The 22174-nt window shown below is 51.4% G+C and carries 19 protein-coding genes and 6 tRNA genes; 21 read left to right on the top strand and 4 right to left on the bottom strand.

Annotated elements, in window-relative coordinates:
* The first annotated feature begins 62 nt into the window (after positions 1-62).
* The 7 genes from OES20_12185 to OES20_12215 all read left to right on the top strand — a co-directional run bounded on the left by OES20_12185 (position 63) and on the right by OES20_12215 (position 6850).
* On the top strand, positions 63-1304 hold the full coding sequence (locus tag OES20_12185) for a bifunctional folylpolyglutamate synthase/dihydrofolate synthase (protein MDH3635452.1): 1242 nt from the start codon (positions 63-65) through the stop codon (positions 1302-1304).
* 1 nt (position 1305) lies between these two features.
* The gene (locus tag OES20_12190; GenBank protein MDH3635453.1) at positions 1306-1914 is read left to right on the top strand and encodes an SPOR domain-containing protein; all 609 of its coding nucleotides are present in this window, start codon (positions 1306-1308) and stop codon (positions 1912-1914) included.
* A 90-nt stretch (positions 1915-2004) separates the two neighbouring features.
* Positions 2005-2493 carry a CvpA family protein gene (locus OES20_12195; protein ID MDH3635454.1) on the top strand — a complete coding sequence of 163 codons (489 nt, stop codon included), beginning with the start codon at positions 2005-2007 and terminating at the stop codon, positions 2491-2493.
* Between the two features lie 30 nt (positions 2494-2523).
* On the top strand, positions 2524-4038 hold the full coding sequence (gene purF / locus OES20_12200; GenBank protein ID MDH3635455.1) for an amidophosphoribosyltransferase: 1515 nt from the start codon (positions 2524-2526) through the stop codon (positions 4036-4038).
* The gene (locus OES20_12205; GenBank protein ID MDH3635456.1) at positions 4038-4577 is read left to right on the top strand and encodes a L,D-transpeptidase; all 540 of its coding nucleotides are present in this window, start codon (positions 4038-4040) and stop codon (positions 4575-4577) included. The genes purF and OES20_12205 overlap by 1 nt, the downstream gene beginning before the upstream one ends.
* A 304-nt stretch (positions 4578-4881) precedes the next feature.
* Entirely contained in the window at positions 4882-6060 is a 1179-nt protein-coding gene (locus OES20_12210) for an O-succinylhomoserine sulfhydrylase (GenBank protein MDH3635457.1), read from the top strand.
* Complete coding sequence (locus OES20_12215; protein MDH3635458.1) at positions 6053-6850, top strand: ferritin-like domain-containing protein; 798 nt, start codon at positions 6053-6055, stop codon at positions 6848-6850. The genes OES20_12210 and OES20_12215 overlap by 8 nt, the downstream gene beginning before the upstream one ends.
* On the opposite strand, the gene OES20_12220 is transcribed toward OES20_12215, so the two are convergent.
* Together OES20_12220 and OES20_12225 are read right to left on the bottom strand one after the other, a co-directional pair.
* The gene (locus OES20_12220; protein ID MDH3635459.1) at positions 6847-7566 is read right to left on the bottom strand and encodes a UDP-2,3-diacylglucosamine diphosphatase; all 720 of its coding nucleotides are present in this window, start codon (positions 7564-7566) and stop codon (positions 6847-6849) included. The two genes, OES20_12215 and OES20_12220, sit on opposite strands and share 4 nt — an antisense overlap.
* Before the next feature lie 15 nt (positions 7567-7581).
* Positions 7582-8103, bottom strand: coding sequence for a peptidylprolyl isomerase (locus tag OES20_12225; GenBank protein ID MDH3635460.1), 522 nt, complete (start codon positions 8101-8103; stop codon positions 7582-7584).
* A 228-nt stretch (positions 8104-8331) separates the two neighbouring features.
* On the opposite strand from OES20_12225, the gene cysS reads away from it, so the two are divergent.
* The 13 genes from cysS (at position 8332) to OES20_12290 (ending at position 19467) form a co-directional block, all read left to right on the top strand.
* Positions 8332-9717: a cysteine--tRNA ligase gene (gene cysS / locus OES20_12230; protein MDH3635461.1), complete on the top strand. Its 1386-nt coding sequence runs from the start codon at positions 8332-8334 to the stop codon at positions 9715-9717.
* A 152-nt stretch (positions 9718-9869) separates the two neighbouring features.
* Positions 9870-9946: transfer RNA gene (locus OES20_12235), tRNA-Pro, on the top strand.
* A gap of 232 nt (positions 9947-10178) precedes the next feature.
* Positions 10179-10255, top strand: a tRNA-Arg gene (locus OES20_12240).
* A 7-nt stretch (positions 10256-10262) separates the two neighbouring features.
* Positions 10263-10338 (top strand) — tRNA-His (locus tag OES20_12245).
* Between the two features lie 96 nt (positions 10339-10434).
* Positions 10435-10519 (top strand) — tRNA-Leu (locus tag OES20_12250).
* 406 nt (positions 10520-10925) lie between these two features.
* On the top strand, positions 10926-12230 hold the full coding sequence (gene tig, locus OES20_12255; protein MDH3635462.1) for a trigger factor: 1305 nt from the start codon (positions 10926-10928) through the stop codon (positions 12228-12230).
* A 62-nt stretch (positions 12231-12292) separates the two neighbouring features.
* Entirely contained in the window at positions 12293-12928 is a 636-nt protein-coding gene (gene clpP, locus OES20_12260; protein MDH3635463.1) for an ATP-dependent Clp endopeptidase proteolytic subunit ClpP, read from the top strand.
* Positions 12929-13046: 118 nt separating this feature from the next.
* Entirely contained in the window at positions 13047-14321 is a 1275-nt protein-coding gene (gene clpX / locus OES20_12265; protein ID MDH3635464.1) for an ATP-dependent Clp protease ATP-binding subunit ClpX, read from the top strand.
* Between the two features lie 81 nt (positions 14322-14402).
* Positions 14403-16841, top strand: coding sequence for an endopeptidase La (gene lon, locus OES20_12270; GenBank protein MDH3635465.1), 2439 nt, complete (start codon positions 14403-14405; stop codon positions 16839-16841).
* A 215-nt stretch (positions 16842-17056) separates the two neighbouring features.
* Positions 17057-17329: an HU family DNA-binding protein gene (locus OES20_12275; protein ID MDH3635466.1), complete on the top strand. Its 273-nt coding sequence runs from the start codon at positions 17057-17059 to the stop codon at positions 17327-17329.
* A gap of 21 nt (positions 17330-17350) precedes the next feature.
* A tRNA-Val gene (locus tag OES20_12280) sits at positions 17351-17426 on the top strand.
* A gap of 8 nt (positions 17427-17434) precedes the next feature.
* Positions 17435-17511: transfer RNA gene (locus OES20_12285), tRNA-Asp, on the top strand.
* 66 nt (positions 17512-17577) lie between these two features.
* The gene (locus OES20_12290; GenBank protein ID MDH3635467.1) at positions 17578-19467 is read left to right on the top strand and encodes a SurA N-terminal domain-containing protein; all 1890 of its coding nucleotides are present in this window, start codon (positions 17578-17580) and stop codon (positions 19465-19467) included.
* Between the two features lie 19 nt (positions 19468-19486).
* On the opposite strand, the gene OES20_12295 is transcribed toward OES20_12290, so the two are convergent.
* Together OES20_12295 and OES20_12300 are read right to left on the bottom strand one after the other, a co-directional pair.
* A complete protein-coding gene (locus OES20_12295) occupies positions 19487-20272 on the bottom strand; it encodes an enoyl-ACP reductase (GenBank protein ID MDH3635468.1) in 786 nt (261 codons plus the stop codon).
* 112 nt (positions 20273-20384) lie between these two features.
* Entirely contained in the window at positions 20385-20804 is a 420-nt protein-coding gene (locus OES20_12300) for an acyl-CoA thioesterase (GenBank protein ID MDH3635469.1), read from the bottom strand.
* Between the two features lie 130 nt (positions 20805-20934).
* Between OES20_12300 and OES20_12305 the strand changes: the two genes are divergently transcribed.
* Complete coding sequence (locus OES20_12305) at positions 20935-22173, top strand: valine--pyruvate transaminase (protein ID MDH3635470.1); 1239 nt, start codon at positions 20935-20937, stop codon at positions 22171-22173.
* The last annotated feature ends 1 nt before the right edge of the window (position 22174 follow it).

Below are 22174 nucleotides of genomic sequence, written 5' to 3' on the forward strand. Positions count from 1 at the left end.
TGTTTCAACTTCATTGAACCCCTATGCGTTTTGAATCGCTTGACCAGTGGTTGGAATGGCAAATGGATCTGCATGACAAGGCGATCGAACTGGGCCTGGATCGTGTCGGCCGGGTTGCCGAGCGCCTCGGACTGGACAGAATTGCGCAACAGGTAATTACCGTTGCCGGGACCAATGGCAAGGGCTCCAGCGTCGCCGCCTATGAAAACTGGTTGTATCGAGCCGGCTACAGGGTCGCAAGCTACACCTCGCCGCATCTTTTAGAGTACAACGAGCGCGTAAAACACAACCTGGAACCGGTCAGCGATGCTGATCTGTGTGCGGCATTCGACGCCGTCGAGTCGGTGCGCGACGATACGGCTTTAACCTATTTTGAGTATGGAACCCTGGCGGCACTTTACCTGATTCAGCAGTGGCAGCCGGATTTTGCGATCCTGGAAGTTGGACTCGGCGGGCGGCTTGACGCGGTCAATATTATCGATGCGGATCTTGTGCATCTAACCCTGATCGGGCTCGATCATCAGGCCTGGTTGGGGAATGACCGAGAGAAAATAGGTTATGAAAAGGCAGGTGTGCTTCGTGCCGGTATAGCGGTCGTGCTTAACGACCCTGATCCGCCTCGATCGGTACTCGAGGAAATCGAACGACTAAATTGCAAGTGCCTGCAATACGGTCGTGATTATAACATGACGCTACAAAGTGATGGCGGGCTGCTGTGGCGCTACCGGGACCTCGAATTACAACTTGATAGCGTTCTGCCAGGCTCGCATCAGGTTCACAATCTTGCCGGGGTCGTCGCGGGCCTGTCGTTGTTATCGATCCTCGACAATTACGACGCCGGGCAGGTACGAGCCTTTTTCCACGGCACTCAGCTGGCGGGCCGTTTACAACTGCTTGAATGCCCGCTGGCCTGTCGTTTATACATCGACGTCGGGCACAACCAGGATGCAGCCCGGGCTTTGGCGAGTAATCTCGCTGCCATCAAGCGACCAGGCGAAAGACTCGTGGTACTGCTTGGCATGCTTGTTGACAAACAGCCCGACCTGTTCGTCGAGGCCATGAAACATGAGGTGGATGGCTGGTGGTTAACGACGCTCGATTCGGACCGGGGACTTAGTGCTGCACAACTGGCGTCACGCATCGAGTCGATGGTGACACCCGAATATCTTTTTGATAGCGTTGCGGATGCGCTTGATCATGCGCTGTCATCTTTGGGTAATCAGGATATAATGCTGGTAACCGGATCATTCATAACCGTCGAATTTCTGCTACGCGCGCTTTGCGATTCAGGCCCCCAAAACTAGTATGGATCAAAACATAAAAAATCGTCTGGTTGGCATCAGTGTTGTTTTCGCCCTTGCCGTTATTTTCCTGCCCATGGTCCTCGACGGTTCGGGGGTGCGCAAAGATAAGTTCGAAGTCGTGATTCCACCGCAGCCCCTGGTTAGTGCAAATCCAGAATTCGAACCCAAGATAATCGATATGCAGGCCAAGGTTGAGGCTTTACCAGATCTAGAATCCCGGTTAGTCGATGAAAATTCGTCGCCAACCAGGATCAAGCCTGCAGATACGGGCAAGGTCGATTTAAAATCCGAGAAGACAACCCAACCGGAACCTGAGACCAGGCAGGCGCTTGCAAAGGATGAAAAAGTAACGGCGGCCAAGGAGGGTGGTGACAGCTGGGTACTGCAGGTGGGCAGCTTCCAGGATCGTGACAAGGCACTCTCGCAGCGGGATAAATTACGTAAGTCTAATATCTCCGCGGTATTTATCGAACAGTTCGAAGTCGACAACAAGCCCAGTTTTCGCGTACGCCTGGGCCCGTTTATCAATCGCGATCAAACGCAAGTGGCGCAGAACAAGATTAAAGCCAAGCATAACATTGATGGCATAATCATGAAGTATGAAAGATAATTGCGCTTCCAGAGCACAAATTGACGCCGCCACGGTAAGCGGCTATACCTGTTACCTGACGGCATCCATGCAGACTATAAGAGGACTGCCATGAGTTGGCTCGATATTATAATTATCGGCGTAATTGCATTATCGGCACTCATCAGTCTGATTCGTGGTTTCGTCAAGGAATCGATTTCCCTGATAAGCTGGATCGTAGCGGGCATTATTGCTTTTCGATATTTTTCACCGATGGCAGGTTTGCTCGAACCATATGTGACGTCGCCCACGGTTCGCGGGATTGCCGGTTTTGCGATCCTGTTTATCAGTACCCTGGTAATCGGTGCTATCGTCAATTTCATCATGAGCCAGCTGGTCTCGAAAACTGGCCTCAGTGGGACTGACAAGGCGCTTGGTGTGGTATTCGGGGGCGCCCGAGGCGTCCTCATCGTTACCATGATTGTATTACTGGCGAGTCTAACCCCGATGCCCGAGGCACAGTGGTGGCAGGACTCGGCAATGGTTGGGTTTTTTCAGCCGCTGGCGGAATGGTTAAAAGGAATTATCCCGGCGGATGCGGTGGAAAGTTTCAGTTTTTAATCTTACAGCGAGTGGCATAGGCAACGAAGTATGTGTGGGATAGTCGGGATAGTCAGTCACCAGCCGGTTGCGCAGGTGATATACGATGCATTACTGGTGTTACAGCATCGTGGGCAGGATTCGGCCGGAATAGTGGTCAGCGATAAAAACAAACTGAACCTGCGCAAGGGTAATGGCCAGGTCAGCGACGTTTTCCACACTCGTCACATGCTGGAACTCACCGGTACGATGGGTATAGGCCACGTGCGCTATCCCACGGCGGGTTGTTCTTCCTCCGCCGAAGCCCAGCCTTTCTATGTCAATTCACCGTATGGAATCACCCTGGCACACAACGGTAATTTGACCAATGTCGAGAAACTGAAAGCGGAACTGTATCAGTCTGATTTACGCCATATCAATACCGAGTCGGACTCCGAGGTTTTACTCAACGTGTTTGCGCACGAGCTGCAACTTTGCGGTAGCCTCAATATTACCGCTGATGAAATCTTCAAGGCGGTAATCGAAACCCATAAGCGTATCGAAGGTGCTTATGCCGTGGTTGCGATGCTGACGGGTAAAGGCATTATTGGTTTTCGTGATCCACACGGTATCCGGCCCGTGGTCTACGGGAAACGTGAGACCGATGACGGATGCGAATACATGATCGCTTCCGAAAGCGTTGCCTTGCAGACTTCGGGTTTTGAGCTGGTAGCCGATTTAAGGCCTGGCGAAGCAGTGTTTATAGACATTACGGGAACCATTCATCATCGGCAGTGTGCGGACTCACCCAAGCTCATGCCGTGTATCTTTGAATATGTCTATCTCGCCCGTCCTGACTCGATAATCGATGATATTTACGTGTACAAGGCGCGTTTGCGCATGGGTGTTAAACTGGCGCGCAAAATTTTAAAGCAGATGCCAGAGCATGATATCGACGTGGTGATACCGATTCCCGATACCAGTCGCCCGGCCGCAATCGAACTTGCCTATCACCTTGGAGTCAAGTTTCGGGAAGGCTTTATCAAGAACCGCTACATTGGTCGAACTTTTATCATGCCGGGACAGCAAATGCGAAAAAAATCCGTACGTCGCAAACTGAATCCTATCGACATTGAGTTCAAGGGTAAAAATGTTTTACTGGTCGACGATTCGATTGTGAGGGGGACCACTTCCAAGCAGATAATTCAAATGGCCCGTGAAGCGGGTGCAAAAAAAGTCTACATTGCATCTGCCGCACCCCCGGTGCGCTTTCCCAACGTGTATGGGATCGATATGCCTGCGGCAAATGAACTGGTTGCGCACGAACGTGACGAAGATGAAATTGCGGATTACATCGGCGCGGACTGGCTTATTTACCAGGACCTCGATGATTTGATCGACGCGGTGCAAAAAGGTAACCGCAGCATCAAAAAGTTCGATTGTTCCTGTTTTGATGGAAAGTATGTCACCAATACAGTGGATCTAGACTACCTCGATAAGGTCAGATCCCTGCGCAACGATTCAGCCAAGGAAGCAATCGAAGAAAGACTTAACGTGGTCGGCATGGAATTACACAACAAAGCCTGATGCTCTGGCAAGATATAAAGGACGAGGTGATTGCCAAACTGAGCGGAGATCCGGCGCTGGCGGACGAGCGTCCATTTATTTATATCGATTCACGGCAGCAACAGCTGCACTGGATCGATATAGATGAGAGCAACTGTCGTACTTACCCCATTTCCACAGCCCAGAACGGTATTGGCAATCGCCTCGAATCCTACATGACACCTTTCGGGATTCACCGGATTCGTCAAAAATTAGGGGGCGGTCAACCCAGTGGGATGGTTTTTGAGTCGCGCGAACCTACCGGCAGAATCGCGAAAGATCTCGATAACCGAGAACATGACGAGATCACCTCTCGCATATTGTGGCTGGATGGACTCGAAAATGGCGTTAATCGTAACGGTGTTTACGATACCTTTACGCGCTACATCTACATTCATGGTACCTCGGATGAAAAACGTATCGGGGAACCGGTTTCGGCCGGCTGTATTCGGATGAAGAATGACGATGTTATCGAGCTGTTCGACGAGGTCATGGTTAACGACATTGTTTTAATTGTATAAATCACGCCCTGTTGTCCGGCAATTGCGGTCAAGCTGATGCTCCCGTTGCAGACACGAGTGCAGCCGTTCAACGCGTAAACGGAGTGCAAACAAGGTGCGTCGAAATCCTGGAAGGCCCCCGTAACCGGATCTTGACAATCGACTATCGTCGTCATATGGTGCGCTCCTGGCGCTAATTTGTAACTCGGCTTGCAGGCGCCCGCGGATCCGGCATTCATCCGCATATAAATTTGCTAAAGAGGGTGGTCCCGATTTATTTCCGAAACCTTCCCCTCCCGAGTTTTTTCTATTTTGGAGAAACTCCGTGAAACATGACAGTTATGGTTTTGACACGCTTGCCATAAGAAGCGGCCAACAGCGCTCTTCCGAACTTGAACATAGCGAAGCGATATTCGTAACTTCCAGCTTCGTTTTTGAAAATGCAGCCCAGGCAGCCGCACGTTTTGCCGGAGATGAGCCGGGGAATATTTATTCGAGGTTCACCAATCCCACCACGCAGGCCTTCGAACGACGCCTGGCGGCGATGGAAGGAGGCGATGCCTGCATCGCAACCGCATCGGGCATGGCGGCGATCACAAGTCTGTGCATAGGGACGTTAAGCGCAGGGGATCATATCGTCAGCTCACGCTCGATTTTTGGCACCACAACGACCCTGTTTGAAAAGTACTTGCCACGCTTTGGTATTGAAACCAGCTTTGTCGATCTGACCGATCTGAGTGCGTGGAAAGAATCGATTCGCGACAACACGCGCATGCTGTTCCTGGAGACGCCGTCGAACCCGCTGTGCGAAATTGCCGACATCAGGTCACTGGCTGACCTGGCACATGAAAACAATTGCAGCCTGGTGGTTGATAATTGTTTTTGCACGCCTGCGTTGCAGCGGCCGCTTGAACTGGGTGCTGACATTATCGTGCATTCGGCAACCAAGTACCTGGATGGACAAGGGCGTATCGTCGGTGGCGCGGTTATTGGACCCAAAACGCTTGTTGAGGAGGATTTATTCGGCGTGATACGTACCACTGGCCCCAGTATGAGTCCGTTCAACGCCTGGGTCGCTTTGAAGGGACTCGAGACACTCAATTTGCGTATGAATGCGCACTCGCAAAACGCCATGCATCTGGCGAGATTTCTGCAACAGCATCCAAGGGTCGAAAAAGTCTATCACCCGGGGCTCGAAACCCATCCCCAACACAACCTTGCAAAAATCCAACAGCACGGATTCGGGGGCGTGGTGTCATTTGTGGTTGCAGGTGGGCGTGAAGCCGCCTGGCAGATAATTGATTCAACCGAGTTACTCTCGATTACGGCCAATCTTGGTGATGTCAAAACTACGATAACGCATCCCGCAACAACCACCCACGGACGTGTGAGTGACGAAGTAAAAACCAGGACCGGTATCAGTGAAGGCCTGATCCGGATCGCGGTCGGACTGGAGAGCGTGGATGATATTATTGGCGATCTGGCGCGCGGTCTGGATGGCTGAACTGTTTCAGCGGCTCGAGGCTGCTATTCTCGAACCGGATTTTAAAGTCAAATGTGAGCTGACGGCCCGGCTTAATACGGCATGGTGTCAGGGTGAACTGGCTCTCGATGCCGGATCGATAATCCTGCCGATTGATGATCCTGGGCGACCGCCGAAACCGCTGCTGGTAGATCCCAGGAAACTGCAACGCCGTGGCGTCTCTTCCTCGGAAGGACGAATACGTCTGCTGCACGCCTTTGCGCATATCGAATTTAACGCGATCAATATCGCGCTCGATGCAGCTTACCGGTTTCGAGAAATGCCGCGGCAGTTTATCAGTGACTGGTTAGGGGTTGCGGCCGACGAGGCCAGACACTTTCAACTGCTCGAGCAGGAACTCAGGCAACGCGGGAGTTACTATGGTGCCTGCGATGCCCATCGTGGGCTGTGGGACATGGTTTGTAAAACCAGGGGTAACGTGTTGCATCGAATGGCGCTGGTGCCACGCGTGATGGAAGCAAGGGGCCTCGATGTTACGCCGGGAATGATCGCGAAGTTCAAGCAGGTCGACGATGCTGCCGCCGTTGAAATACTGGAAGTTATTTACCGCGATGAAATCGATCATGTCCGTATCGGGAATCTCTGGTACCGAAGGCTCTGTGAGCAACGGGGTGTCGATGCGGAAATAACATTTCGCGATCTGGTCCGGCAATACATGGACGGCAGGTTGCGCGGGCCATTCAACTGGCCGGCTCGAATCGAGGCTGGTTTTCAGGTCAGCGAACTTCGCGCACTTGAGCGGGGTGACTAGAGCCTGGGATCGTGGAGGTCGAAACCCTGTTCGGGGGTCCAGCTCAGGTAACTGGGTTCCCGGCCCCAGTCACCGAGGACGATCCGCGACAATTCGAAATCGTAATGATGGATGGCAGGTCGATGGGTATGTCCATGAATGATAGTGTTCACCCCGTTGCGAACGAAGCAGTCCTGAACCGCGGCCTGATTGACATCCATGATTTGGTAGGATTTCTGAGCCATTGCATCAACGCTGTCAACGCGCAACTGGGCTGCAATCTGCTGACGCTCTTCGAGAGGTTTACCCAGGAAGTCGGATTGCCATTTTTCGGTTCGCACCATGGAACGAAATTGCTGGTAATCCCGATCATCTGTGCACAAGGTGTCGCCATGAATTAAAACGACGCTGTCCTGGCCGAGTTGCAGAATATGCGGCTCATCCAGCAGCCTTAGATTAACGTTCTGTGCGAATGCCTGTCCCAGCAGGAAATCCCGATTTCCAGCCATAAAGAAAACATCGACCCTCGACGCCAGTTGTCGCAGTGACTCGATCACGTCCAGGTGCTCCGGTGCGGGATCATCATCGCCCAGCCACACTTCGAACAGGTCGCCCAGGATATAGAGGCAACGCGCACTGGCTGCCCGGATATCGAGAAAACCGGTCAGTGCAGCGTTAACCTCTGGCCGCCTCGCATCAAGATGACAATCCGAAATGAACAGGTATTCGTGGTTCATGCCGGTGAGCCGCGTTTATTGGCGACTGACACCAGTGATGGTAATGGTTTCGAGCGGCACATTCTGGTGACCACCCTTGTTGCCGGTGGGGACCTCGGCAATTGCATCGACGACGTCCATGCCTTCGGTGACTTTGCCGAATACCGCGTAACCCCAGCCCTGCATCGACTCGCTGGTGAAATTCAAAAATGCATTGTCGGCATGGTTTATGAAAAACTGCGAGGTGGCCGAGTGCGGCTCGCCGGTACGTGCCATTGCCAAGGTGCCACGATCATTCTTCAGACCATTGTTGGCTTCATTTTGAATCGGTGCTCGCTTGCTGGATTTATCCTGCATATCGGCCGTTATTCCGCCGCCCTGGATCATAAAGCCGGGAATGACCCGGTGAAAGGTAGTATCGATGTAGTAGCCATCATCCACGTGGGCAAGAAAATTCTCGCTGCTATCGGGTGCATTTTGCATATCGAGTTCGATCGTGATATTCCCCACGGTGGTCTCAATTAAGACGATGGGATTGCCGGCAGTAGTTTCATTCATTGGTTTGTCACCTTTGCTGTTGGGATAAAATACCAGAGATAGAATGGCTGCAAGCACGACCGCGATGGGAAGTAATGTCTTTTTCATCAGCATTCCATTTGTTTTGAGCAAGCGGATTCTACTGATTTGCATGCGCTTAGGGAAGCCGGGCGGCAATTAACGGTTTCGCTCGAAGAGTGCTTCTTTTAAACTCTAGGACCTGTTTTAACCACTCCGAATCTGTACCACATGCTGACCATATACAATAGCCTTAGCAATAAAAAGGAAGTCTTTGAACCAATCGTCCCGGGGCAAGTTCGTATGTATGTGTGTGGCATGACGGTCTACGATTATTGCCATATCGGGCATGCGCGCGTGCTGGTGGTATTCGACCTGGTTTATCGATTTTTAAAACACCTGGGTTACGAAGTGACTTACGTGCGCAATATTACCGATATCGATGACAAGATTATAATTCGAGCCCAGGAAAACGTGGAGGAATACAGTCATTTGACCGAACGCTTTATCCAGGCAATGCACCAAGATGCCGATGCACTGGGCGTATTGCGTCCCGATATAGAACCGCGCGCCACCGATACGATTGCGCCGATGCTGGCGATGATCGAAAGTCTGCAGCAGCAGGGATACGCCTACCAGGCAGATAATGGTGACGTTTATTTTTCAGTTTCGAAATTCAAGGACTACGGAAAATTGTCGGGCAAGAAAATTGACGAACTGCGCGCCGGCGAACGCGTCGACGTTGATGAGGGCAAGAGAGATCCGCTCGATTTCGTGCTGTGGAAAACTGCCAAGCCCGGGGAACCCAGCTGGCCTTCCCAGTTCGGCGACGGGCGCCCCGGTTGGCACATTGAATGCTCGGCGATGTCCAACACCCTGCTTGGAAACCATTTCGATATACACGGCGGTGGTCAGGATTTGCAATTTCCGCATCACGAAAACGAAATCGCGCAAAGCGAGGCCTGTAATGGCGAAAAATTTGTTAACTACTGGATGCATAACGGGTTTGTGCGGGTCAATGAAGAGAAGATGTCTAAATCGCTCGGTAACTTCTTCGTGCTACGGGAAGTATTGCAGAGCTATCGTGCGGAAGAAATCCGATATTTCATTACCAGCAGTCACTACCGTAGCCAGCTTAATTACTCGGAAGACCAGTTAAACAATGGCAGGGCGGCGCTGCAGCGACTGTATGCCGCACTGCAGGATACACAAGCGGTTGATCCGCCTGAGAACAGTGAATATCAGCAACGCTTTGAGGCAGCGTTGTGCGATGATTTTAATACTGCCAACGCGATGGCAGTATTGTTTGATCTGGCGCGCGATATCAACCGTGCCAAGCATGAACCGGGGCAAGATCAACATGGTCTGGCAAGTCTGTTGCGTTTTCTTGGCGGTATCGTTGGCTTACTGCAAGCAGATCCCGAGGATTTTCTGAAATCGAGTCCCGGACAGGGTAAGGGTCTCAGCGATGCCGCTATCGATGAATTGATTGCGCAGCGCCTGCAGGCGCGAGCTGACAAAGACTGGGCTAGCGCCGATCGTATCCGTGATGAGTTAGCAGCCGCAGGCATCATAATTGAGGATGGTCCCGATGGAACCCGTTGGCGACGCCGGTAAATTTGCTGCCGGGCCTGGAAGATGCCACTCAATGATTGAATATTAATGGCTATTTAATTGACGATTATTTTTGATCAGCGTATTATTCCGCGCCTTGCTTACCTGGCACCATTGGCACCAGGGTGGCGCAAAATGCGCCTGAGAGCATATTTCGGGGTGTAGCGCAGCCTGGTAGCGCAACTGCTTTGGGAGCAGTGGGTCGGGAGTTCGAATCTCTCCACCCCGACCAAATTTATCATTCTAGTCTGATATAATTATGTACCGATTATCAGGCTATAAACCCGGCAGAATGGGATTTAAAGAGTAAATCTGAACCCAGGATGCCTTTAATACGGCCTATATTTCGCTAGTGCAAGGCGGCAGCGCGCGCAGGACCGCAATGTATATAGCCATACATGAGGATCCGAGCACGCGGCCAACGCCGCAATCGCGAAATATAGGCCGTATTAAAGGCATCCTGAGCGCCCGTAGCTCATTTGGATAGAGCATCGGCCTTCTAAGCCGAGGGTAGCAGGTTCGAATCCTGCCGGGCGTGCCAATTTATGGTGGGCGTAGCTCAGTTGGTAGAGTGCAAGATTGTGATTCTTGTTGTCGTGGGTTCGATCCCCATCGTCCACCCCATATTCGGGGCGCCTGGCGACAGGCGCCCGGATAAGCGGCCGACAAGGCACTGCTAAGATCAGCCGGTGGCCTCTAGTTCAGGGAATGCAAACTTCTGCGAAAGTGGCGGAATTGGTAGACGCGCCAGATTTAGGTTCTGGTATCTTATGATGTGAGAGTTCGAGTCTCTCCTTTCGCACCATTTTAGTGAGGCTGCATTGCCAGCTTTATCGTGTTAAATGCCCGGTCGAGTAAAAGACCGGGTTTTTTTCGCCCGTTTTTGAGATCCTGAAACCGGCGTTGTTTCCAGGTCCCGTATCGCCTTACCCTCTGCGGAAGACCCTTGCGTGCTGGTCCGGGCTGCGGGTTGATACGACACTGATCCATGACCGACCTGAACCGCTGAAACAAAGGCTTTGAGCATGGTATCCCGGCCACGCGGGAGTGTAAAAATTGGCTGACAATTCCCGTCTACGTGGGTATAATCCGCGCCACTTTGGGACCTCGCTCACGCCAGGTGTGGCGGTACTTTCCTCAGAACCGGCGCACTTTTTTCAACCAGCCGTAGACTATTACTGTTTCCCACCAGAAAATCACGAGATTTTAACATGCAAGTATCAATCGAAACCCTCGAGGGCCTGGAACGCAGAATGACGGTACAAATACCGTCCGAGAGGGTCAGCGAAGCCGTTGAAAAGAAACTCAAGGACCTGAGTAAAACGGTCCGAATCGATGGCTTTCGTCCCGGTAAAGTGCCACTCAAGGTGATACAGCAGAAATATGGTGGACACGTCCGCCAGGAAGTCATCGGTGATGTCATCGAATCCAGTTACCAGGAGGCTCTGATACAGGAAAAAGTGCGGCCTGCCGGTATGCCAAGTATCGATGCGGTCAGCACCGAGGAAAAAGAAGACATGTCCTACACCGCGACGTTCGAGGTGTATCCTGAAATCGAGAAGCTCGAACTGGAAGCCATCGAGATCGAAAAGCCCCGGGTCGAAATTACCGATGAGGACTTTGATGCGATGCTGCAAAAACTGCGCGAACAACGCAAGACCTGGAAAGAAACAAAGGCCGCGGCGAAGACAGGGTACCAGGTAATGGTCGACTTTGAAGGTCGCATTGACGGCGAGTTGTTCGAAGGAGGCGCCGGTAAGGATATGGCCATTGAAATTGGCGCCGGCCAGATGCTGGCAGAATTTGAGGCCGGGCTCGAAGGCATCAAGGAGACCGAGCAGAGAACCGTCGAAGTTAATTTTCCCGAGGACTACCATGGCGCAGATGTTGCGGGAAAGAAAGCCGAATTTACGCTGAAGGCGACCAGGGTATCGAAGCCGGATTTGCCTGAAATTGATGAAGAATTTGCCAAGGGATTTGGTGTTGAGGACGGTGATCTTGAAAAAATGCGCACTGATATTAGGGCTAACATGGAGAAAGAGAAAAACGACCGCTTGAAGCAGAATATCAAAAACAACGTGATGGCTGGTCTGCTGGAACACAATACAATTATTGCGCCCAGTGCCATGGTTACCGAAGAAATAAAAAGTCTGCGGTCCCAGGCCGCACAGCGCATGGGCAAAGATCCGGAGTCGATTGACGAAGCGAGTTTTCCCAACGAGTTGTTCGAAACGGAAGCGACCCGCAGGGTGCAACTCGGACTGCTTCTCGCAGAAGTTATTCGAATTGAAAAAATTGAATTAAATCAAGAGCTTGTCGATTCAGCGATTGACGAAATGGCGGTTGCCTACGAGCAGCCGGACCAGGTACGCGATTATTACCGTCATAACCAGCAGGCGCGTTCCGGGCTCGAGGGAACTGTGCTTGAGGATCAGGTAGTCGCCCATATTCTGGATAAAGCCAGGGTCTCTGAAAAGGATGCCAGCTTCGACGATTTGATGAACGGTAATCTCTGAATAAACTATAATCCGGAACTTAAATGAAAGATAAAGTTAACAGTGCCCGCATAACCTCGATAATGCCCGATTACCTGGATACACAGGCTAACCTGGTGCCAATGGTCGTAGAGCAATCCGCGCGCGGTGAACGGGCCTATGACATTTACTCCCGGCTACTCAAGGAGCGGGTTATTTTTGTGGTTGGTCCAATCGAGGACCATATGGCAAACCTGATTGTCGCTCAGCTACTGTTTCTGGAATCCGAAAATCCGGACAAGGACATTTCGCTTTATATCAACAGCCCTGGCGGTTCGGTAACCGCCGGTCTTGCAATTTACGATACAATGCAATTCATCAAACCTGACGTGAGCACGCTATGCACCGGACAGGCAGCCAGTATGGGAGCGATCCTGTTGGCCGGCGGATGTGCCGGTAAACGTTACGGTTTACCGCATTCGCGGGTCATGATTCATCAGCCGCTGGGCGGATTCCAGGGACAGGCAACGGATTTCGAGATTCATGCGAAGGAAATTCTAGCGGTCAGATCACGACTGAACAAGCTGCTAGCCCACCATACCGGCAAGAAGGAAAGCAGCATTGACCGCGACACCGAGCGCGACAACTTCATGAGCGCAGATGAGTCAGTTGATTACGGTATTATCGATCAAGTTTTGGCATCTCGTGCCGAACCAGATGAGAAGGGTGCCACAGAATAGATAATCTATTGTGCCTGATCTGTGAAACGCCGATCAAAAAACCTTTTTTTCGGTTGTGCTCGGCGGTTCGGTCTAATATTATCGAGTCGATTGGACACAATATTTCGGTAGTTTTAGTATGAGTGACGAAAGATCCAAGAATAAGGACGAAAAGCTGCTTTATTGCTCGTTTTGCGGTAAAAGCCAACACGAAGTCAGAAAATTGATAGCAGGTCCGTCAGTTTTCATCTGCGACGAATGCGTAGACCTCTGCAACGATATCATCCGTGAAGAGATTCATGAAAGTGGTGAAGATGCGGAAAGCAAACTTCCCATACCCCATGAAATATTTAAAGTCCTCGACGAGTACGTTATTGGCCAGAGTCGGGCCAAGAAAGTGCTTTCGGTGGCGGTATATAACCATTACAAACGTCTTGAAGTCGGTCACATCAAGGATGAGATCGAGCTGTCGAAAAGCAATATCCTGTTAATCGGTCCAACCGGGTCGGGCAAGACCCTGCTTGCCGAGACCCTCGCACGATTGCTGAACGTTCCGTTTGCGATAGCTGATGCTACCACGCTGACCGAGGCTGGTTATGTCGGTGAAGACGTCGAAAACATTATTCAGAAACTGCTGCAAAAATGCGATTACGACGTCGAAAAGGCGCAAACCGGGATCGTCTATATCGATGAAATCGATAAGATCTCGCGCAAGTCGGATAATCCGTCGATCACCCGGGATGTTTCGGGAGAGGGCGTGCAGCAGGCCTTGCTGAAGCTGATCGAGGGAACCGTTGCGTCGGTACCGCCACAAGGTGGCAGAAAGCATCCTCAGCAGGAATTCCTGCAGGTCGATACCGGCAAAATACTGTTCATCTGCGGCGGCGCTTTTGCCGGGCTGGACAAGGTTATTTTAAACCGGTCAGAAAAGGGCGGCATCGGCTTTGGTGCCGATGTCAAAAGCAAGGACAAGAAAGACCTGTTCGGCGAGGTCATCGCCAAGGTCGAGCCCGAGGATTTAATTAAATATGGCCTGATCCCCGAATTTGTCGGTCGCCTGCCGGTGGTTGCCACACTTGAAGAGCTTGATGAAGACGCATTGGTGAAAATCCTGACCGAGCCCAAAAATGCGATCACCAAGCAATACCAGAAAATGTTCGAGATCGAAGGTTGCGAGATCGAATTTCGACCGGATTCACTCAACGCGGTTGCGAAAAAGGCCATGGCGCGCAAGACTGGTGCCCGGGGATTACGCACGATACTCGAAAATACCCTGCTGGAAATTATGTACGATCTGCCCGCAATGGATAACGTCAGCAAAGTCGTGGTCGATGCGGCAGTAATCGAAGGTCATGCCCAGCCCTACGTAATTTACGAGGGTGGAGAAATGCAGCGCGTGGCTTCTGACGAGTAGCTCCCATCCCAGGCATGAAGCCGGGTTGAAAAAGGACAATGGGCACACATATAGTTCCAAGATTCTTGCTTCGAGGCGATCATGTCAGATTATCAAAATAATTTACTCGCAGAACAACAGGACAGGCAATTGATTCCGGTCCTGCCGCTACGCGATGTTGTGGTATACCCGCACATGGTGATCCCGCTGTTCGTGGGCCGCGAAAAATCAATTCTCGCGCTCGAAGCCGCGATGGCCGACAACAAGAAAATTCTGCTGTTGGCGCAGAAAAATGCAGAAGTCGATGATCCTGGACAGGCCGATTTGTACGAGATCGGAACGCTGTCGACTATCCTGCAAATGCTGAAGTTGCCCGATGGCACCATCAAGGTGCTGGTTGAGGGTGGCGAGAGAGCGTCGGTTGAGAGCTTGCTTGAAACCAACGAGTACTATTCGGCGGCAACGAAAATAATCGAAAAACCGAGCCTGGTGGATGATCGCGAAGCCGAGGTATTGCTGCGCTCAGTGTTGAATCTATTCGACCAGTACGTGAAATTGAACAAGAAAGTGCCGCCGGAAATTCTGACCTCACTGTCTGGTATTGACGATCCCAGCCGCCTGGCCGATACCATCGCCGCACATATGTCCTTGAAGCTTGACGAGAAGCAGGAAATTCTCGAGATCCAGGATCCGCGGGAACGCATCGAGCACATTATGAGCAAGATCGAAGGCGAAATCGATTTAATGCAAATCGAGAAGCGGATTCGCGGACGAGTCAAACAGCAAATGGAGAAAAGCCAGCGCGAGTATTATCTGAATGAACAGATGAAGGCTATTCAAAAGGAACTTGGTGACATGGACGACGCACCCAACGAGGTGGAAGACCTGCAGCGCAAGATAGAAGAATCGGGAATGCCGAAAGAAGCGCGTGAAAAAGCAGACTCGGAACTCAACAAGCTGAAGATGATGTCACCAATGTCCGCCGAGGCCACGGTGGTGCGCAACTACATCGACTGGCTGGTCAGCGTTCCGTGGAAAAAGAAATCGAAAATAAGACGCGACCTGGCGCAGGCCGAAAAGGTCCTCGAAGAGGATCATTATGGTCTGGAAAAAGTCAAGGAGCGGATTCTCGAGTATCTCGCAGTGCAGCAACGGGTACGCAAGCTGAAGGGCCCGATCCTGTGCCTGGTAGGTCCCCCGGGCGTCGGTAAAACCTCCATCGGCCGCTCCATTGCGAGGGCAACCAATCGCAAATTTTCGCGCATGTCCCTGGGTGGTGTCCGCGACGAGTCTGAAATCAGGGGTCATCGGCGTACCTATATCGGTTCGATGCCGGGAAAAATTATTCAGAATCTTGCTCGCGTGAAGGTGAGAAACCCCCTGTTTCTGCTCGATGAAATTGACAAGATGGCAATGGATTTTAGAGGCGATCCGGCTTCGGCTTTGCTCGAGGTACTTGACCCGGAGCAGAATAATACCTTTGCCGATCATTACATGGAGGTTGAATTCGACCTCTCGGACACAATGTTTGTTGCGACCTCAAATAGCATGAACATTCCTGGTCCCTTGCTCGATCGAATGGAAGTAATTCGTATTCCGGGCTATACCGAAGACGAGAAACTGAATATCGCACTCAAGTACCTGGTCCCGAAACAAATCAAGGAAAATGGTCTGAAACCCGAAGAAATCGTGTTTCAGCAAAGCTCGGTTCGAGAGATTATTCAACGCTACACGCGGGAAGCCGGGGTGCGAAATCTCGAGCGTGAAATTTCCAAAATTTGTCGCAAGGCAGTTAAGGCCATGCTGTTAAAACCGAGTACCCGGAAACTGACCATAACCGCTAAGAATATCGAAAAATATCTTGGCGTTAAGCGTTTCCGTTTCGGCTCGGCAGACGAAAAGGATCAGGTTGGTCAGGTAACAGGACTGGCCTGGACCGAGGTGGGTGGTGAACTATTAACCATTGAATCCGCCGTGGTCGATGGCAAGGGTAAATTTGTTCAAACCGGGCAGCTTGGCGATGTCATGAAGGAATCTATCCAGGCTGCCATGACCGTGGTTCGCAGTCGTGCCGAAATTCTCGGCGTTAATCCCGAATTCAACGAAAACAAGGATATTCACATCCACGTGCCCGAAGGCGCAACCCCCAAAGATGGACCAAGCGCCGGTGTTGGCATGTGTACGGCGCTGGTTTCAGCGCTTACGGATATACCGGTAAAAGCAGAAGTCGCCATGACGGGTGAAATAACGCTGCGAGGCGAAGTTTTGCCAATTGGAGGATTGAAGGAAAAATTACTTGCCGCTCACCGGGGGGGCATCACCAAGGTTCTAATACCGGAAGAGAACGAAAAAGACCTTGCGGAAATTCCGGACAATATCAAGTCCAAGCTGGAGATTATTCCAGTGCAATGGATTGACCAGGTGCTCGAGGTTGCGCTGGTTCATCAACCGACTCCGCTACCCAAAGGTTCAGAGACGGCAGGTGACGCCGACAAGTCCAAAGTGAAGGATAAAAAGTCGTCGGGAGTCAGAGCGCATTAGCTGTTTGCGTAAATAATGCTACTTATTTTAAGTTTTTGGCCTTTTAAGGTTGACCGTAAAGGCTGCTGTTGGTTTAATTCGTCGCTCTGGACGGGGGATTCAACGATCTTAAAAAAGATCGGATATCAGCAACGAGAACAAGCAATATTTAGACTTGTGTTGCCGTCCGCCCTTCGGGCTAAAAATATTTAAACTTAACCAAATGGAAAAATCTAATGAATAAATCCGAATTAATTGATGGTGTCGCTAGTGCTGCGAATTTAAGTAAAGCTGAAGCTGCACGTGCGGTCGATGGGGCAATTGCTACCGTTACACAAGCGCTGAAATCTGGAGACCAGGTAACAATCGTTGGTTTTGGAACTTTCCTCGTTCGTCATCGTGACGCACGTGCTGGACGCAATCCTCGCACCGGGGAAACTATCCAGATCAAAGCATCAAAAGTACCCGCATTTAAGGCTGGCAAAGCTCTAAAAGACGCAGTAAACTAGCGCCCCTTTTTTGGCTACACCGGGTGCTTAGCTCAGCTGGGAGAGCATCGCCCTTACAAGGCGAGGGTCGGCGGTTCGATCCCGTCAGCACCCACCACCTAATCAGGAGTGGTAGTTCAGTTGGTTAGAATACCGGCCTGTCACGCCGGGGGTCGCGGGTTCGAGTCCCGTCCACTCCGCCATTTTTAAAGGCGCTCGGTAAGTGCACTCGATTAAAATGGCGCCTTCTTACAGTGACGAAAAGATAGATGCTGCAAGCAATTCGAGACAAGGTAACGGGATGGATTGCCTACGGCATCATCTTCATGATCAGTATCCCTTTTGCTTTATGGGGTGTGAACTCTTACCTGGGAGGTGGTGAGATCCTGCCGGCCGCAACGGTTAACGGCGAGGAAATCACCGTGCGGCAACTGGATCAGGCTTACGCAAACTATCGTCAAAGGCTGTCGCAATTATTCGGCGGCACGATTCCCGAAACTTTTGGCAATGAATCGATGCTGCGCGAGCAGGTTCTGGGCCAGCTCATCGAAGAATTAGTGTTGCGTCAATATACTCAGAAGCAGCGTTACCGTATTGGTAACGACGAATTAAATAAAATGATTCGTGGCATGGATGCGTTTCAGCGCGATGGACAGTTCGATACCGATATTTACCAGTCGCAGCTGCGTTCGCTTGGATACTCTCCAGTTGGATTTGAGCAGGAGCTCCGGGTTAACGGATCGGTCGAGCAGTTTCAAAACGGTATTCTTGAGACCGCGTTTGTGGCACCGGTTTTCAAGAATCGGTTTACGCAACTCGGCAATCAAACACGAAAAATAAGATCGCTTACCCACACGGTCGATACCAATGCAATCCAGGTTGATGATGCCGAGATAGAACAGCATTATCAGGCACAGGCCAATCGATACCGAATTCCGGAAAAGGTTAAAATTGACTATATCGAACTCAGTCTTGAAGGCATCAAGACGAGCATTGAAGTCAGAGCCGATGATGTACTGGCACGGTACCAGGATAATCAGGCAGCTTATACCAGTGCTGAATTCAGGGAAGCGAGTCATATACTGATCAAGGTCACCGAAGACCAGCCAACCGACCAGGCGCTGGCGAGAATAACCGAAATCCGCCAACGTATCGTTAATGGAGAAGAATTTTCCGACCTCGCCAGGGCGCTTTCCGAAGATCCCGGTTCGGCAGACAGCGGCGGCGATCTCGGGGAAATCGAGCGCGGCGTCATGGTGCAACCATTTGAAGCAGCTTTGTTCTCCATGCAGGTCGATCAGTTAAGCGAACCGGTTAAAACGGCATTTGGCTGGCACCTGATTAAATTGCGCTCGATAAGCGGTGGGGAAACACAATCTTTTGAGTCATTGAAAGCGAGCCTCGAAGATGAAATTAAAACCGAGCTCGCGGAAATCCAGATTTATGATCTTGTCGAGAATCTGGCAAATCTTGTATACGAGCAGTCCGATTCCCTGTTACCGGCAGCGGAGCAGCTGGATTTATCGGTGCAGACCAGCGACTGGTTTGATCGCTCGGCGGGTGAGGGCATTGCTGTCGAGCCTAAAATACGGCAGGTTGCATTTTCCCCGGAAGTTTTAACCCAGGGGCTCAATAGTGAAGCCATTGAGCTCGGGAATGATCGCGTGGTGTTTTTGCGTCTGCACCAGCGTGAGCCCTCTATACCGCAGCCCCTCGAGCAGGTGAGGGAAACGATAAAGACCGAGTTGGTCAAGATTAAGGCCCGTGAACTGAGTCTCAAGGCAGGAACGGATGCGCTTGCGGAGCTGGAGGGAGGCAAATCGCTTGACGATCTGGCCCGGGAATGGTCATCGACAATCAGTGATCTCGGGTTTATCCAGCGCAATCAATCCGGCGTCGATGCGGCGGTACTGAACCGGGCATTCTCCATGCGTAAGCCTGACCAGGGTAAAGTCTACGATGGATTGTCAAAATCGAGCGGTGACTACGTTATGCTTGAACTGTCTGCCGTCGTATCGAGCGATACGGTCGCTGATGATGAAGCCCTTGACGGCCTCGTCGAGGGGCTGGGAAACCTGGAATATCAGGCGGTTCTTAAAATACTGACCAGTCGCGCAGATATTACGAGAACACCGCCGGAAGATCTGGAAGATCTATAAATTCAGAAGAGACGGCCGATTATTCAAGTACGCCCATACTGACGATATTGTAACCGGAATCGACGTAGATATTTTCCCCGGTAATCCCGGCGGCCAGGTCGGAGCACAAAAATGCCCCGGCATTGCCAACATCCTCGATCGTGACGTTGCGACGCAGTGGCGCGTTAGTGGAGACTTCGTCCAGAATCTTCTTAAAGCTGCCAATACCGGCCGATGCAAGCGTTTTTATCGGTCCAGCCGAGATCGAATTAACCCGGATCCCCTCAGGACCGAGGGCCGCCGCGAGATAACGCACATTGGCCTCGAGGCTGGCCTTGGCGACACCCATTATGTTGTAGTTTGGCAACGCGCGTTCCGATCCAAGATAAGTCATCGTGATGATTGCCCCGTTCGTATTTTGCATCATGGGGCGCGCTGCTTTTGCCATTCCAGCAAGGCTGTAAGAACTGATATCGTGCGCGATGCGGAAGCCTTCCCGATCAAGATTTTCGAGATAATCCCCGGCTAAGGCTTCACGTGGAGCGAATGCTACCGAGTGCACCAGCGTGTCGAGCTTGTCCCAGTGAGTCGCTAACTGTTGAAACAGGTTCGTAATTTCATCGTCACTGCTAACATCGCAAGGCAACACAATATCGGATTCAAACTCGGCAGCAAATTTTTCTACCCTGGGCTTTAGTTTGTCATTGGCATAGCTGAAAGCGAGTTCGGCACCTTCGCGATGCATCGCCTGTGCGATGCCGTATGCAATTGAACGATTACTGGCGATTCCCACAATAAGTGCTTTCTTACCGGCTAAAAATCCCATTATTGCTCCCGACAAATGAAAACCATTCTGTCAGCCTCTTCGCCTTCATGCAATCCCAAACTTGGCCCTTGTAACGGTCTGAATCCCGGTCGAATATTTTGCCGGTGCGCCGTTATCCGGCGTCGAACAGCTCTTCCAGCAGATCGGGAACAAAGGGGCGTCCCCTCTGGTTTAGTGATGTTCCGGTAACGATAGCGGCCAGCATGAGCGTCTCGTCGGGAAGACGAAAAATATCCTGCCGGAACTCAAAGCGTACCCGCGACACTCGCCGAATCGAACTACGCACGACGAAATGGTCATTACTGACGAGCGAGTTTTTATAATCCAGTTCCGCCCTGACGACCACCAGGTTGACGCCAGCGACTGTCAGCTCGGCAAAATTAATACCGCGGCTTCGCAGAAATTCATGGCGCGCGTGCTCCAGGTAATTCTGATAGACGCCATTATTGACCACGCCCTGCATGTCGCATTCGTAGTCGCGGACCTCGAAATTTAATTCGTGGTTGTATTGAACAGTTTCGGGCGAGTTCATGTGGAGCGCATGTTGCCATATTCGTCAGATGAGTCAATACAGCAAGAAAATCTATAAAACGGTTGCAATTATTTTAAATGATGTCCGTAATTGCAGTTCTGATAACCTGTTACTGCTGCAGCGAAAAACTATGAATCTTTCAGATTTTGGCGAACGATTCCGCGGTTACTCCGGGATTACCCATTTAATGGATGATCTTGCAGAGGGCCTGGCCCAACCGGGGACGATTATGCTCGGTGGCGGCAATCCAGCCGCAATACCTGAAGTCATGTCGGTTTTCGAATCCGCAATCGATAAGTTAAATAAGTCGGGCAAGCTGCTAGGCGCACTTGCCAACTACGATGGTCCACAGGGTAAAACTCTTTTTCTGGAGTCGCTGTCCGAGTTTTTCCGTCACCAATACGGCTGGGAGATTACGCGCAATAACATAGCGCTGACGCATGGCAGTCAGAGCTCTTTTTATATTCTCTTCAACTCGTTCGCTGGCAAGTCCGGAGCAAGCCAGAAACGCGTGTTAATACCGCTGGTGCCCGAGTATATTGGCTATTGTGACGTCGGCGTAGAAGAGGGCCTGATAACCAGCCAGGAGGCCAGGATTCTGCATCTGGAAGATGGCTTTTTCAAGTACCAGGTTGACTTCGACAATTTGCAGGTTGACGAGAGCGTGGGCCTGATCTGTGTCTCGCGGCCGACTAACCCCAGCGGTAATGTATTAACCGACGACGAATGCCGGCAGCTAGATCACATCGCCGTTAAACAGGATGTTCCGTTGCTGATCGACAACGCCTACGGCACGCCGTTTCCAAATATTATTTTCAACCAGGCTAACCCGTTCTGGAATGAAAACTGTATCGTTTGCATGAGCCTGTCCAAGCTCGGGCTTCCCGGCAGCCGAACCGGGATCGTGATCGCCAACGAGGGCGTGATCCGTTTTTTCTCAAATATGACGGCAATTACCAGTCTCGCACCCGCCGGGCTGGGTGCCGAGATCGTCAATCAGCTGATCACCGATAATGCCCTGTTGCCGCTCTGTGACGACCTGATCCGGCCGTTTTATAAACGACGCTGCGAGCAGGCAGTGCGTTTATTGCGCGAGGCGATCTCCAGTCCCGGTTTGCATATTCATAAGCCTGAAGGATCCATATTTTTATGGCTTTGGTTTGATGGGCTGAAGATAACGACCAGTGAACTTTACCAGCGACTGAAGCAAAAAGGTTTACTCGTTGTCCCGGGAAAATATTTCTTCCCCGGGCAGGCCAACGTATCCGACCATGCCGAAAGCTGTGTGCGCATGAGCTATGCCCAGAGTGAACAGGATTTGACCAGGGGCATCGAAATTCTGGCCCGGGAGTTAAACGCCTGCTGGTAAC

Source organism: Gammaproteobacteria bacterium (assembly GCA_029862005.1).
GTDB lineage: Bacteria > Pseudomonadota > Gammaproteobacteria.